Consider the following 17,232-nt stretch of genomic DNA (forward strand, 5'->3'; position numbering starts at 1 on the left):
CTGGGCAGGAAAGACGAGCAGGTGAAGATCCGTGGTTACCGGATAGAGCCTGGAGAAATTGAGCAGGTGTTGCAGCAGAGTGGTCTGGTGAGGCAGTCGGTAGTGCAGGCCCGTAGCGACAGTGCTGGTAACATGCGGTTGGTAGGTTATGTGGTGATGGAAAAAGATGTTGACAAAGCAGCGATGAACAGTTACCTGAAGCATCATCTGCCGGAATATATGATACCGGCGTTGTGGGTAGAGCTGAAGGAACTGCCACTTACTTCCAACGGGAAGGTAGACCGGAAAGCCTTACCGGACGCCGATATGTCATCACAATTGACTGGCCACCATATAGCGCCACGTAATACGGCGGAAGCTATCATGGCAACCATCTGGCAGAAATTGCTGGGTGTACAACGGGTAGGGATATACGATAATTTCTTTGAATTGGGTGGTCACTCTTTGCTGGCTACCAGGATCATATCCGCTATCCGGCGGCAACTGAAATGGGATGTAGCTATTAAAGATCTTTTCTTCTATCCTACGGTGGCACAACTGACCAATCATCTCAAGGGAAAAGATAAAGGCAGCCTGTTACCATCTATTGAAGTACAAAACAGGCCTTCCAGAATTCCTTTATCATATAGCCAGGAGCGGTTGTGGTTTATTGATCAACTGGAAGGGGATGTGCAATATCATATTCCAATGGTGGTACGGTTAAAGGGCGACCTGGATGAAACTGCGCTGGCGCAGGCCTTCAGCAGTATTGTAGCTCGTCATGAAGTGCTCCGTACGGTCATTAACCAAGAGGATGGACAAGCCTATCAACAGGTACGGGAGGCTGGCGGCTGGCAGATGCAGAAACTGGAGCCCCGGTCAGATCAGCAGTTGCAGATTGCCTCTCTGATCCGTATTCCATTTGATCTGTCAACCGATTATAATCTGCGCGTTTACCTGATCCCTTTGAGTGGGCAGGAATACATCCTCGTAATAGTGATGCATCATATCGCCTCAGATGGTTGGTCGCTGCCGATCCTGGTGGATGAGTTGTCAGCGTTGTATAATGCGCACGGACTGCAGCGAAGCGCACAGCTCCCAGTATTAAATGTGCAATACGCAGACTATGCGATCTGGCAACGTGAATACCTGCAGGGAACCGTGTTATCAGGAATGCTGGATTACTGGCGGGAGCGCTTACACGGTGTTACTCCGCTCAACCTGCCAACAGATTTTAGCCGCCCTGCTATTCAGAGCAGTCGGGGTGGAAAAATACACTACACTATCAACAAAGCATTAACAGACCAGATACGGCTATTGAGCCGCGAAAAAGGAGTTACATCGTTCATGACGCTGTTGGCCGGATTCAAGGTACTGTTATACCGCTACAGTGGTCAGGAAGATATCTGTGTGGGAAGTCTGACCGCTAACAGGGGACAGCAGGAAATAGAGGGCCTGGTGGGATATTTTGTGAACACATTGGCATTGCGTAGTGACCTGGGTGGAAATCCTTCTTTCATAGAGCTGTTGCTACAAATACGGGATACTACATTGGAAGCATATGTGCATCAGGAAGTATCGTTCGAAAAGGTAATGGAAGAAGTGGTAAGAGAGCGGGATTTAAGTCGCAGCCCGTTGTTCCAGGTAATGTTTGACTGGCAGTATCAGGAAAGCCCGGATGAGAACGCAGAAATTTTGGCAGGAATCAAAATATCACCTGAGTATTTCAACTATACCACGGCCCGGTTCGACATCGCATTTTCTATTCAGGAGCACGAAACAGGCTTACAGGTAAATGTGGAATACTGCCGTGACTTATATGAAGAGTCAACCATGTTACGCATGCTGGCGCATTATGAACAGCTGCTCAGTAGTATTGTGGCTGCACCGGAAGGTAAAATCGGACTACTTCGGATGCTGCCGGCACTGGAGGAGGAACAATTACTGAAAACATTTAGTAATACAATTGTATCTAATGACGAAGATAAAACAACTGTGGAGTTGTTTGAAGAGCAGGTGGACAGGACCCCCGATGCTATTGCTGTTATATGTGGCGCAGAAACACTGACCTACCAGGAGCTGAATGAACGCGCCAACCAGCTGGCGGATTACCTGCGGCAACACTACGATGTACGCCCGGATGAATTTGTAGGAATGATGTTGGAGAGAAGTGAGTGGGTGATCGTATCCATACTTGGAATATTTAAAGCAGGGGGCGCATATATTCCAATAGACCCGGGTTATCCGGCAGTAAGAGTACAATACATTCAGGACAACGCGAAAACCAAATTGCTGTTGGATGAAGACGCGTTAAATATATTCAAGGAAAAGAGATCGCGATATAGTACGAAAAACCCTGAGCAACGGCATACCGCCTCCAATTTGGCCTATGTGTTATACACATCAGGGTCAACCGGCAATCCGAAGGGGGCGATGATAGAACACAAGGGCATGCTGAATCACACGATAGCATTTATAGAAATGTTACAGATGAATGCAACCAGCAGGGTGGCTCAGAATGCACTGTTTACATTCGATATTTCCGTATGGCAATTATTAAGTGCATTGATCACCGGAGGTACTACTGTTATGTATGATTATGCCACAATACTGGATGCAGAAAAATTCGTGCGGAAGTTGATCCATGATAAAGTAACTATACTACAGGTGGTTCCCAGCTACCTGAAAAATATTCTGGACATCGTTAGCGCTGACAGGGAATGGGATCTGCACGCTTTAACTTATTTATTGGTGACAGGCGAAGCAGTCACCCCGCAAACTATCAGTAAATGGTTTGATCGTTATCCTTCAATCAAAGTGGCTAACGTGTATGGCCCAACGGAAGCTTCTGATGATGTGACATATTATGTGATGGGGGACACGCCCCAATGCAGCAACGTACCCATAGGGAAACCGATTCAGAATATGTCTGTTTACATCCTGGATAAGGACGGACAAGTATGTCCGATAGGCATCGTTGGCGAGATATGTATATCGGGTATTGGCGTAGGGAGGGGATATCTGAACGAGGAAGAAAAAACAAGAAAAAGTTTTATTAACGATCCTTTCCATCCGGAAACAACCGTACGGATGTATAAGACCGGAGACCTCGGGCGATGGCTGGCGGACGGTAATATTGAGTACCTGGGCCGTAGGGATGAGCAGGTAAAGATCCGGGGTTACCGTATTGAGTTGGGCGAAATAGAAAGCGCATTGCGGCAAAGTGGTCTGATCAGCGAAGGAGTGGTGCAGGTATTAGAAGCGGAAGGAGGGAATAAAAGCCTGGTCGGTTACGTGGTGGCGCATGGTGCGCTGGACAAAACGGTGATGATGACTTACCTGAAAGACCAATTGCCGGAATATATGGTGCCGGGTATATGGGTGGAGCTCGAAAAAATTCCACTGACCCCTAACGGTAAAGTAGACAGGAAAGCATTGCCCAATCCGGATATATTAAAACAACTGGAGGATCAGTATGTAGCGCCGCGTAATGAAACAGAACAACAACTGGAAGGAATATGGTCGGCATTACTGGGGATAGAGCAGGTAGGGGTCAATGATAATTTCTTTGAGCTGGGCGGACATTCCTTGTTAATAGTAAAGATTAGTGCCTTTATAAAGAAGGAAATGAATGTAAACGTATCTATAAAAAGATTTTTTCAGTTTAAGACGATTGCAGAACTGGCAGGGTACATCGCTGTTCTGCAATCAGCGAGGGAAATCGTTGATACATCTGTGGATGATGTCTTCGAATTATAGATGGTTGCTTAATAATGATACCTTTTTAAACAAGAAAAATGAAAGAAGATAATCTGAATCATATATTCCTGCTGATAAATAAAGCCAGAAATAACGGTATATCGCTCTTCCTGGAGGAGGGTAAGGTGAAGATGAAAGTCGCGAAAAATACTATTGCGGAGGCCGGGCTTGTTGATGAAATTAAGAAATACAGAGAGGAGATAAAGCAGCTGCTAAGCCAGGATGATACTAATAGCCCAGGTATAGAACGTATATCCCGTCATTTAAGAGAGGAGGGGACGCGTGTTCCCTTATCCTTTGGACAGGAGCGGCTATGGTTTATTGATCAGTTGGAGGGGAGTATACAATATCATCTTTATTCCGTACTACGACTGAAAGGGCAGCTAAACGAACAGGTGCTGGAAAATGCTTTCAGGAATATCGTAGAGCGGCATGAAGTACTCAGGACTGTTTTTGAGCAGGATGAAAGTGGGGTTTATCAGCGGGTAAAAAAAGCAGGGAGCTGGCAACTGAATATAACGGAGCATACCACATCCGGTAACTTGTCATCAACGATAGATGCCATTATTCAAACGCCATTTGATCTGTCTGCAGACTACATGCTCCGCGCAAATCTCATCAGGAAGACGTCGGAAGAATGGGTGCTGGTAGTAGTGATGCATCATGTCGCATCAGATGCGTGGTCAATACCTATTTTGGTGAAGGAATTGAGCGAATTATATGAATCCGCTATACAGGAGCGCGCCCCCATGCTGCGGGATTTGGAAGCACAATACGGAGATTATTCTATCTGGCAGCGAAAATATTTACAGGGTGAATTACTGGAGAATAAACTTGCGTATTGGGAGCGCCAATTGTCAGGTGCTGTTCCGATAAAACTGCCGGAAGATTATAACAGACCACCTGTTCAGAGCACCAACGGTAATAGTATCCGTTTCGAAATAGATAAAGAGACCATGAATGCGCTCCAACTGATCTGTAAAGAGGAAGGAGTTACTTTATTTATGATATTGCTGGCCGTATTTAAAGTACTGTTTTACAGGTATAGCGGGCAGGATGATATTTGTATAGGCGTACCCGTATCAGGAAGAGAGCAACCTGAAACGAATGGGTTAATTGGATTCTTTATCAATACCGTGGTATTGCGCACTATCATTCGGGATAATCCGGGATTCAGCGATTTTCTCCGGGAAGTAAAGAAGCAGGTGTTGGATGCATTTGAACACCAGGAAATACCTTTTGAAAAGGTGGTGGAGGTATTGAATGTAAAGCGGGACAGGAGTCGCCACCCGATCTTTGATGTGAAGTTTTCTTATCAGCATTTACCACAGACGGGAAAACTGAATCTGGGATCCTGGCTGGAACTGGCAGAAGAGAATTTCCGGAAAACAGATACACAGTTGGATATCAGCCTGGATGTGATGGAATCATCCGCAGGTCTTCGGTTGGATCTGACCTATTGTGAGGATGTTTTTACACAGGAAACGATCGGCCGTATGGGAGCGCATTTGAAGCAATTAATCAGTGCGGTGATAGAGAATCCTTCCTGTAAGATCGGAGATCTGCAAATGATTACGCCCGAAGAACTTGACCAGTGGTCGGTATTCAATAACACATCTGTTAGTTACCCCAGGTATAAAACGGTAGTAGATATTTTTGAAGAAATAGTAGTGCGATATCCCGAAAAAATTGCTGTTATATTAGAGGAAGAGCAGTTGACCTATCGTGAGCTGAACGAAAAATCCAATCAGCTGGCTTTGTATTTAAGGAGCAAAGGCGTTGGGCCGGATGTACTGGTACCCGTTTGTAAAGAAAAAAGCATAGCGCAGATCATCGGCATTTTTGCGGTGATGAAGGCGGGTGGAGCATATGTACCGGTAGATCCGGAATATCCGGCGGAAAGAATACAGTATATCATCGCCGATTGTAACGCCAAACTGGCATTGATAAAATCTGACCCCTCTGTTGTATCAAAATTCACGGAGCAAAGACAGGGGGAGATCGAACTGATATCACTGGATGATTCCTCCATATTCCAGGGTGAAAGTGCTAATCTTCCCACAAATATTACTTCTTCTGACCTGGCTTATTGCATTTATACTTCAGGTACAACCGGAACGCCAAAGGGGGTGCTAATAGAGCATCTTGGAGCGGTAAATGTGGCGCTTCATCATATTCGGGAATTACAGGTGACTCCGGAAGACAGGATCATCCAGTTTTTTTCCTCCTCCTTCGATRCATCTTTACTGGATATTTTCACAGCATTGCTGGGAGGTGCAGCCCTGGTGCTGCCATCGCATGAAACGGTGCAGGATGTATCACTTTTTTTAGCATACCTCGAAGAGAAAAGAGTATCAGTTTTTACAGTTACACCTTCTTATTTAAATCTGTTGGGAAAAGCTGAAATGCCCTTCTTAAGGATATTGATCACAGGAGGCGAACCATGCAGAGTGGATGATGCGATGTTCTACAGCAGGTTCAAACAGTTTTATAACGCTTACGGACCTTCGGAGGCAACTGTAAATGCCACGCTGTATAAGGTGGATGCCACCAAGCAATATGAGCAGTTTATACCTATTGGAAAACCATCTGATAACAAGAAAATATATATTGGAAAGGATCGCCAGTTATGTCCGGCTGGTATCGGAGGGGAGATTTATATTGGAGGAACCGGTCTTGCCAGAGGCTATCTGGGCAACCCGGAATTAACACAAACGAAATTTGTGGCAAATCCATTTGAGATGGGTACTGCTGAAAAACTATACAGGACGGGTGACCTGGGAAGATGGCTGCCCGACGGAAATATAGAATACCTCGGCAGAGTGGACGAGCAGGTGAAGATCAGGGGATTTCGCGTGGAACCCGGTGAAATAGAGAGCGTATTATTACAGAGTGGATTAGTGAGCCAGGCGGTAGTACTCGGGAAAGAAGATACACTCGGCAACAAACTACTGACGGCTTATGTGGTAGCGAACGGTGTGTTTGACAAAGAAGAAATGGTGAACTACCTGGAAACCAGGTTGCCAGCCTACATGATCCCATCTTTCCTGATACAGGTAGAAAATATTCCTCTTACCCCCAATGGAAAAGTCGATAAAAAATCCTTGCCGGATCCGGTAAAGAAAGAAGTATCTGAAGATGGATATGTATTGCCGGATACCCCGTTGGAAAAGCTCTTGGTTACTATCTGGCAAAACCTCCTCGGTGTAGACCGGATAAGTGTAAAAGACGATTTTTTTGAACTGGGAGGACATTCACTGTTGGCTATCAAGTTGGTGTCGGCTATACGCAAAGAATTGGGGATCGACCTTTCCATTGCGGATGTTTTTGACTACCTGACGATACAGGACCAGGCAGCTTTCCTGGAATCAAGGATCAACAACGTTTCTCTTCCTCCAATAGAAAAACAACCGGATACGACCTATATTCCTTTATCGTTCGCTCAGGAACGACTATGGTTTATTGATCAGCTGGAGGGAAGCGTGCAGTATCATGTTCCGATAGTGCTGCGTATCCGTGGTCATCTCAATAAGGAAGCCCTGGAAGGCGCGTTTTCAACGATTGTACAGCGCCACGAAGTATTGAGGACCGTTATTGAGCAGCATGATGATCAGACTTGCCAGAAGATAGGCGAGAGTAGTCAATGGAAACTGAATTTCATTACAGGGATCGCAAAAGAAAATGAAAAAGGGCTGTTGGCGAAGATCGATGAGTTGGTAAGAAAACCTTTCAACCTTACCAAAGACTACATGTTGAAGGTGTCCGTTATTCACCTTTCAGAAGAGGAACATATCCTGATTGTTTTACTGCATCATATTGTGGCAGATGCCTGGTCATTTATAATATTGGAAAAGGAGTTTGTTGAAATATATAATTCATTAGCAGAAGGCCGGAATTATGTATTGCCGGAAATAACAGTACAGTACGCTGATTACGCGATCTGGCAACGAAAATATTTACAGGGTGAACTCATAGACAAGCAACTGGCTTATTGGGAAGCAAAGTTAAGAGGGCTGGAACCACTGCATTTACCATTGGATGGGGAGCGACGCTCCGGAGAGAGCAGACAGGGAGATGAAATGAGTTTCTCCATCGATGAAAACAATACTGCGAAAATTAAGGCATTGATGCGGCAACAAGATGCTACATTGTTTATGGTCATGCTGGCTGCATTCAAAGCGTTGCTGTACAGATATACCGGACAGGAAGATATCGCCGTCTGTGGCACAATAGCCAATCGTTCTCAACACGAGGTGAGTGGATTGATTGGTCTTTTCGTGAATATGATTGTGCTAAGGGATGAAATTACCGGCGATATGAATTTCATACAGTTGCTCGAAAAAGTACGCCAAACAACAAAAGAAGCTTATGAAAATCATGAGGCGCCTTTTGAGAAAGTAGCAGAGAAACTGTTGAAAGGACGAGATCCCAATGGAAGTCCGTTTTTCCAGATATGGCTGGTGGTACAAAATAAGTCTGAAGAGTATGACAGGACGAAAGAGAAGATGACAGGCGTAGAACTTACTTCCGTTAGCTACGGAAATAGTCCGGCAAAATCAGACATCGGGGTTATTGTTGTTGAAGAAAAAGAGACACTCCGGGTAAATATCATTTATTGCCGGGATTTGTTCCAGAGAGAAACCATTGCCGGGATACAATTTTATTATGAGCAGCTATTATTCGATATCATCAGTAACCCTTTGAGAAAGATCACTGAGATGTTACCCCATACAACTATCCGGCAAACGGATCTTGCCGAAAGCCAGGAAATAGATTATCAGGGATTATTTGATTTTGATTTTGGAAGAAGTATCTAAAAGCATTCCGACCTTTTTTATCAACCTCATAAGGATCGTTTTATAATAAATACCGCGAATTTATGAAGACAGTTTCTGAAGAAATAACCATTAGTTATGTATTTAAGCAACTTAGCACGGAGGTCAATAAAGGCATTACATTTATTGAGTCCGCAGATGACATGCAATACTATACTTATGCTGCATTTTTTGACAAGGTAGCGTGTTGTTTGCATAAGCTAATAGAAAGTGGAATAGCGCCAGGTGAGGAAGTCGTCATCCAGGTGGAAGACTCTGCATCATTTCTGACCATTTTCTGGGCATGCATCATGGGTAAAATTATTCCGATACCGTTGTCGGTTGGTAATCAACCGGAGCAGAAGCGGAAATCGCGCAGGGTATGGAAGCAACTCTCCAATCCCTGGCTGGTGGCCAGTAAGCAAACGATCAAACATTTCCTGAAATTCGAGGGTGAAGACCGGGAGATCATCTCACAAATGCTGGATCGTTCAGTGAACCTGGATTTTGTGATGACTCCGGGTAAAAAATATTTCTCTGATATCCCCGTCAGCTCAGAGGAGATTGCGTATATACAATATTCATCAGGTTCCACAGGAACTCCCAAGGGCGTAATGCTGACCCATGGCAATCTGTTTGCCAATGTCAGTGCCATTTTGAAAAGATCAGGAACGACAAAAGATGACTCCATGCTAAGCTGGATGCCGTTGAGTCACGATATGGGCATGCTTTGTTTTCATATGTGTGGCATATTCGCCGGCGTTCATCAATATATCATGCCAACCAATCTTTTTGTCAGAAGACCGCTGTTATGGATGAACATTGTATCGGAGAAAAAGATCTCACAGTTGTATTCTCCCAACTTCGGATTACAGTTTTTTCTTACGGCTCTCCGGAAGGGCGGCGCACCTGATTGGGATCTGTCTGCCATCAGGATTCTGTTTAACGGCGCAGAGCAGATATCTGCAAGGGTCTGTATGGAATTTGCAGCGGCATTATCAACATATCATTTAAAGCCGGGCATCATGTATCCGTCTTATGGACTGGCAGAGGCATCAGTAGCGGTGAGTATGCCGGATGCGGGAGATGAAGTACGGAGCTATTTTGTTGAACGAAAAAGTCTGCAACCCGGCTCCCCTATTGTGTTTTCAGATGACTTCGAAAAGACCCCCTGTTTTGTTGAAGTGGGATACGCTTTGCCGGATTGCGAAGTGCGTATCACACATGACGGCCGGGTGCTGCCGGAAAAATACCTGGGCGCAATAGAAATAAGGGGAGGAAATGTCACACAGGGGTATTATGGGCTGCCGGAAGAAACTGCCCGTTTGTTCGCTGATGACTGCTGGCTTAAAACAGGTGACCTGGGATTTTTAATAGGAGAAAGACTCGTATTCACCGCCAGAAATAAACACATGATCATCATTAATGGTCAAAATTATTTCCCTCATGACCTTGAAAATATCCTGTTGACAATACCAGAGATGGAGCTGGGAAAATTAGTAGTGACTTCCTGCTGGAATGAAAAAAAGCAGAAAGAGGAATTACTCATTTTTGTAATTTTTAAAGAAGAACTGACTGCTTTTATTCCGCTGAAATACCAGCTTTTACGTACACTGGTAGCGGAAGTAGGGCTGTCGCCAGATCATATTATTCCTGTGCGGAAAATCCCCAAAACCACTAGTGGGAAAGTCCAGCATTATATCCTCACAGATGCTTACCGGGAGGGCGAATACGAAGATATCCTCCGCGAGTTGGCTGTTATAGACCAAAAGGTGATGTCGTAACAGTTAATTATTCATGTTAAATCCTTTCCATAAATGAAAAAGACAACTTCAGTTGAAGAGAGTATGCTGCTTACGAGCGAAAGCTACGTGGAAAGCAGGAAGTACTGGTTAGCCAATATCGGGACGATCCTATCTGGTGACAGGGAGTACATGTTATTCCCTTCGGAGAATACCGGTGTACGTGAAATGAAACGATTTAAACCGGATGATGAGGTGGCGGAGAAATTGTTTGCCCTATGCAAAGGGAATGATCTTTCTCTCTATATCTACTTTCTAACGGCATTTAGTATACTCGTTAGTAAATACAAAGGTCCTGGTTATTTCGCAGTAGCCTCACCCAGTTTGCGCGAGGGTATAAATGACTACAACGATCTATTGCCACTGTTGTGCTGGACAAGTGATACTACTACTTTTAAAGAACGATTGGTTAAAATACAGGAGACTGTGCTTGGTGCTATCAAACATCAGCGTTATCCAGTGAGTAGGATTTATGAAGAACTGAATGTGCTATCCAACGATCAGCAGTTTGATGTATTGTTCTCCTGTAAATCTCTGCATACAATAAGCGAAGCGGCGAATCAGCCTTTCCGGGTTGAGCTGGAGGTAGAAGGGAAAGAGATCACAGTGGCTGTTTCCTCCGCGACGGAGTTGCCCTTTGGGTTAGATATTTTTTTTAATCATATTCAGGAGGTGATCAGACAGTCTATTCAACAACTGGATATCGTCATTGAGGAGATAGATATTTTATCCGGTGAAGAACGCATTGAGTTACTCCAGCTGGGGGGGAAGCAGTCCGGATCGGCAGGTCCCGGGCAGGATTTTAAATGGTCCGGCCACGTGTCAAGGCAACTTGCAGCCGGGGGAGAGCATAGCGCGATTGTATATAAGGAAGCAGGACTGACTTACAGCCAGATGAATTCGCTGGCGAAAAAATCAGTACACTATTTCCGTACACAATTGAAATTGCGCAAAGGAGATCGTGTAGCCGTTGTCGTGAAACGCACGGAATGGATGCCTGCTATCGCTATTTTCCTGTTGCAGAATGGCTTGGTATATGTTCCGGTCGATATCAATAATCCGGCCGACAGAATTCGCAGTCTGCTCGAAGATGCACAGCCTTCCTTGCTGATCATGGACGCTTCCTTGCAATATCTGGCAGGGGAAATTACCTGCAGGTGTGTGGAGGTGCCGGCACTGATCAATGCATTGGAGGCTTGTGAAGAAGAGGAGATCCCAGGGGATATCAGAGAAAGGGATGAAGCATATATTATTTATACCTCCGGTTCCACCGGGAAGCCAAAAGGAGTAGTAGTTACCCATGGAAACCTTAATCATTTTTTAGGCAACGTGTGGACACGGTATGTGAAGGAAAAACCATTGACACTGCCATTTATTGCTTCCAATGCATTTGATATTTCGCTCTTTCAGCTATTAACGCCCTTGATTTCCGGCGGTACCATTTTGGTGCTCGACAAAGAACAGCTGACTGATTCGGATCAGTTGCTGGCGGTATTGGCAGCATCAAATGCCATCGATACCGTGCCTGCCTTGTACGGACAGATAGTGAATCAGATCAGAGAACTCAATATGCAGGCGCAGTTTGATCATATCCAACAGGTATTTATAGGAGGAGATTATATACCGGATAGTTTGTTGTACGCCCTTGCAAAAATATTCAGAACTGCCGTGATTACGGTAACATATGGCCCAACCGAGGGAACAATATTTACCACGGATCTTTCTTACGAGGCGAACGATATTACTGCTGATACAAAAGGAACGATCATTGGCCGCCCCATAGGAGAGGGACAGATATTTATACTGGGCCATAAACTGGAATTGCTGCCGCACGGAATAGATGGGGAGATTTGTATAGGCGGGCCAGGTGTGTCGAAAGGGTATTTCCAAAGAGCAGAACAAACGGCAGAAAGATTTGTAGAACATCCTTACGACCCGGGGACGTTGCTGTATCGTACCGGAGATATGGGCCGCTGGTCTGCCGCTGGTTTGCTGGAATTTCGGGGACGAAAAGATGATCAGTTGAAAATAAACGGATATCGCATAGAACTTCAGGAGATTGAGAAATGTATGCAGCAGCATGACGGAGTTGCAGATGCTGCCATAGGTGTTGCATTGCTGAATAATAGTGAAAAGGCACTCACAGGATATTATGTTAAAAAGAACAGGATGCAGATATGGCCATCCATCTCAGAGTACCTGGGATATAATGAGATGGCCTATTTCGCGATGAACAATGACGCGTCCAGGGTGAATAGCTATAGAAAAGCAATAGAACAGATTGCCGGAGGAAAAGTGATGATGGACGTGGGAACAGGGCCGGACGCAATATTAGCGCAGTACTGTATCCAGGCAGGCGCCGAAAAAGTATATGCCATAGAGTTGAGAGAAGATGCCTACTACCGCGCCAAACATACGGTTAAGTCATTGGGTCTTGAAGAGAAAATTATTGTTATACATGGCAATATCATGGACGTGGAATTACCGGAAAAGGTGGACTATTGTATCTGTGCTTTAGTGGGCAATATGGGAAGTACAGACGGCTGCGTACCTATTATGAACAGCGCACGTAAATGGTTGAAGGATGAATCCTGTATGATACCTTATCGCAGCCGCACCAAAATCGCTGCGATCAATCTGAAGGAGGAGCGTATGAATTACGCCTTCACACAAACAGGCGGGCAGTACCTGAAAGAAATATTTGACTTTACAGGTGGCGTATTCGATTTGCGGATTGGCTTGCAAAATGTAACAGAGAGCGACCTGGTGTCTACTGCAGATGATTTTGAAGTCCTGGAGCTGAGTCAGTATCTGCCATTAGACAAGGAGTGGAATGTTGAGCTGACTATTATTTCGGATTCGGAAATCAGCGGTTTTTTAGTATGGCTGCATCTATATACAAGACCTGATATCGTATATGATATTTTCCAGAACCAAAAAAGTTTTCTGCCTATCTATTGGCCGGTATTTGAATCTCCTGTATCCGTTAAAAAAGGAGACGTAATAAAAGCCAAAGGGTGGCGGTCATTGCCCGAAGGGCAAATTTGTCCCGACCTTGGCATTGAAGGGGAATTGATCAGGATGGATGGCAGCCGGGAGCCTTTTTATTATCTTTCAAACAAACGATCCAAAGTGCTGTCTTCAGGGAAATTTTATTCAAAAGTTTTTCCTGGTGGGAAATGGACAGAAAAACCTGCACTCTCCGCTCCGGTGCTGCAAACCTATCTTAAAGAAAAGCTGCCTGAATATATGGTGCCACACCTGCTGCTTGAAGTAGCGCATATTCCGTTGACTCCGAATGGCAAGGTAGACAGGAAGCAATTGGCTGACTTGCAAGTGATCGCAGATGAGTCACTGAAAACACAATATGTGCCACCACAGAATGTGCTGGAATCAACCTTGGCTATTATCTGGCAAAACCTGTTAGGTGTAACGCGTGTCGGTACGCATGACAATTTTTTCCAATTAGGTGGTGATTCGATCATTTCCATCCAGATGGTCAGCAGAGCAAGGCGCGCCGGCTACGAACTTAGGGTGGCGGATATCTTCACACACCAAACGATTGCCGCATTATCAAAATACCTGATTGATCAAAAAGGAGTGGTGTTGCATGATCGCGGTGAACAAGGGCTGCTGACGGGAAACAGTGGTCTGCTACCTACGCAGCAATGGTATTTTGAAACAAAACATTCGCAGGATGCCTGTTTTAATCAGAGCGTTTTAATTAGTATAAAAAAAGGTGTCACGGAAGAAGATCTCGAACAAGCCGTTGCCGCGTTGATGAACCAGCATGATGCCTTGCGGTTTACGTATACAACCATCGTCTCCGGATGGCAACAGGAATACGGTCATGAAAGGAAAGTCTTCCTGGTGGAAGATTTGCGTTCCGCAACACGGGAAAACCTGGGACAGGAAATCGGGTATTGCGCGGTAAAGTATCAGCAGCAACTCCATATCGAAACCGGAAACCTGGTACGGGTGGTATTAATGAAAACACCAGACGCGGAAAACGAGAACAGATTACTCATCGTTGTCCATCACCTGGTGGTAGATGGTGTATCCTGGCGGATCTTGCTGGAAGATTTGGAATTATTGCTTTCCGGACAGAAAAAAGGAGCACAGATCAGTCCGGAAGAGAAAAGTACTTCCTGCCGGCAATGGTTTCAGGCATTGGAAAGCTATGGAAAAACTGAACGGTTGTTATCGCAATCAGACTACTGGAAGGGAGTAACCAATGCTTATAAGCCTTTACCGGTGGATATGGAAGATGCCGGAATCATCAGAGTGAGCGATACCGGGTTTGTCTTTAGCCGGCTGTCACAGGCGCAAACGCATACTTTGTTGCGGCATGTTCCCCGGGTATATGACACGGAAATGAATGACCTTCTGTTAGCGGCATTGGCACAAACCCTTAGTCAATGGACCGGAAGGAAAGAAGTGATTGTTGGCCTGGAAGGGCATGGAAGGGAAGATATAGGTGAAAGATCAGACCTGAGCCGCACAGTAGGCTGGCTGGCAAATATTTACCCGGTATTACTAACCACCACACACGACAGCCATGCGGGGGATTTGCTGAAAGGAGTGAAAGAACAATTGCGTCACGTTCCTGACAAAGGAATTGGCTACGGCGTATTGAAATACATCAATAAAATAGCACAGCTGCAGGGAATAATTCCATGGGATATCGTTTTTAATTTCCTGGGGCAATTGGATAATATCACGAACAAAAGTGAATGGTTCTCGGGCGCAAATGAGTCGTCCGGATCTGATACGAGTGACATGTTTATTGTAGATGAAAAAATCTCATTGAATGGTATGATTGCCGGAGGAGAGTTGTTAATCAACTGGCGTTACAGTAAGCTGCACTACCGGGAAACCACGGTGAGGGAGTTGTCCAGGATGTATCTGTCAAACCTGGATTTACTGATCCGTCATTGTGTGGAGCACAAAAGTTCTGATGAAATATATGCTTCGTCAGAATATAACCTGAAGGGAGAGCGACCCTTTCCGGTGACAGGCGGCACCTTAAATGCGAAATCTGACAATAAAACGATCCTGGAATTTTAGTGATTAAAATTTATAAATGAAACATTTTGTCGATAAACTGGAACACCTTGGTTTGTATTTGAGATATGAAAATGGAAAGCTGAAGCTGGAAGGAGATAAGAACTTGTCTCAAGAGCGGCTGGATGCGGTAAAAGGAGATAAGGAGATCATACATTTTATCAAAGAGAACAGAGAACAGTTGATAGATTATATCTCCACTATCCCGGCGGACGCTGTTGGAGACAACTTCCCGGATATTACAGCGGTATATCCGTTGAGCAGTTTGCAGGAGGGGATGTTGTTCCATGGTCTGTTTGATGCGCAGGCTGGAGGATATGCAGAACAATTTGTTTGTGACCTGGTAGATCTGAATACGGACGTATTTCAGGAATGCTGGAATTATCTTTTTCAATGTCATAGCATACTCCGTAGCAGTTTCCATCACGATCGGTTTAATATACCTGTACAGTGCGTCCATCAAGTGGTGAAGATGCCTTTTGAAATCCTTGATTTCAGGCACCTCGATGAGGTGGAACAAATAGCAGCATTTCAGGAGTATCAGGCGGAGGAGTACAGGAAAGGGATCGACTTTAATATGGCACCGCTGATGCRCATTGGTTTGATAAGGTGGGAAGACAACCGTTACCGGATGCTGTGGACCCACCATCATATCCTGACAGATGGTTGGTCTATGCAGATCCTGATTGAAGAATTGCTGCTGGCCTATGAGCAGCTGATGACACATAAACAGCTGATACCTCGTTCCGAAGATCTTTATGAAGATTATATCCGTTATATCAGGAGCAAAAATAAAGTACAGGAAGAATCCTATTGGCGGAAACACTTTGAGGGCGTCAGCGAAAATTGCCTGTCGCCTTTCATTACGGAGAAGGCGGATAGAAACAAGGGGATAGGCGGATTCCAGGAAGAATTTCTGCAGTTGGATAATGGGACTACCAGAAGACTGATCACCTATGCAAAGCAGTGCGGAGTGACATTAAATACGGTCATTCAGGGCATTTGGTCCTTCCTGCTATATGGTTACACCGGTAAAGACGATATCATTTTTGGCGTTACCGTTTCAGGGCGCCCGCATGATCTGGAAGGGGTGGAAAAAAGGGTGGGACTATACATCAATACACTGCCACTGTGTGTGAAAATAAATCCGGAACAAAAGATAGGAGAATGGTTACAATACATTCAACAAAAGCATGTGGAAAGCAGGGAATATCAATACACTTCCTTAAATACCATCCAGGAGTGGGTCGGTATCCCAGGCGATTTATTCGATAGTTTACTGGTATTTGAAAACTACCCGGTAAGTGGAGTGGTTGCTTCCCGCAAATGGCTTTTGCATACAGAGAATATCCAGGTGAAGGATCATGTTAATTATCCTTTGAGTATCAGGGTGGTGATTAATCCGGATGAAATCTCTGTACGATTCAGCTACAATAATAACTTATTGAACGAATCCTATATAAAGCATATTAAGGCGCATTTTGAGCAGGTGTTAAAGCAAATGATCGAAAGTCCTCAGGAGAAGGTGGGGAGACTGATGTTGCACTCAGCCACACAGTTGAATGAGTGGCTGAAGGGTGCCAATATGGCCAGGGTTGCTTATCCGGAAGCAAAAACGGTGATAGATTTGTTTGAGTCGCAGGCTGCATTGCAGCCTGCAGAAGTGGCGGTGGTATCCGAAGGCCGGGAGATCAGTTACGGAGAACTGAATGCATGGTCAAATCAGCTGGCACATTATCTGATGCTGCAGGGTGTAAAATCGGGGATGCCGGTAGCCATCTGTATGGATCGTGGTATCGCCATGATAGCCGGTA

Annotated in this window: 5 protein-coding genes; all 5 read left to right on the forward strand. The window is 45.0% G+C overall.

Annotation, left to right across the window (positions count from 1 at the left end; all coding sequences use genetic code 11):
- Positions 1-3,738: amino acid adenylation domain-containing protein (locus AC1DP6_RS35270; RefSeq protein WP_477059098.1), on the forward strand; the 3,738-nt coding region annotated here is incomplete at its 5' end.
- 38 nt (positions 3,739-3,776) lie between these two features.
- Positions 3,777-8,555 carry an amino acid adenylation domain-containing protein gene (locus AC1DP6_RS35275; RefSeq protein ID WP_477059099.1) on the forward strand — a complete coding sequence of 1,593 codons (4,779 nt, stop codon included), beginning with the start codon at positions 3,777-3,779 and terminating at the stop codon, positions 8,553-8,555.
- 62 nt (positions 8,556-8,617) lie between these two features.
- Complete coding sequence (locus tag AC1DP6_RS35280; protein WP_477059100.1) at positions 8,618-10,336, forward strand: AMP-binding protein; 1,719 nt, start codon at positions 8,618-8,620, stop codon at positions 10,334-10,336.
- A 33-nt stretch (positions 10,337-10,369) separates the two neighbouring features.
- Entirely contained in the window at positions 10,370-15,421 is a 5,052-nt protein-coding gene (locus tag AC1DP6_RS35285; RefSeq protein ID WP_477059101.1) for an amino acid adenylation domain-containing protein, read from the forward strand.
- Positions 15,422-15,437: 16 nt separating this feature from the next.
- The coding region (locus AC1DP6_RS35290) for a condensation domain-containing protein (RefSeq protein ID WP_477059102.1) at positions 15,438-17,232 on the forward strand (1,795 nt) is incomplete at its 3' end.

The organism is Chitinophaga sp. 01L420 (genome assembly GCF_056399985.1).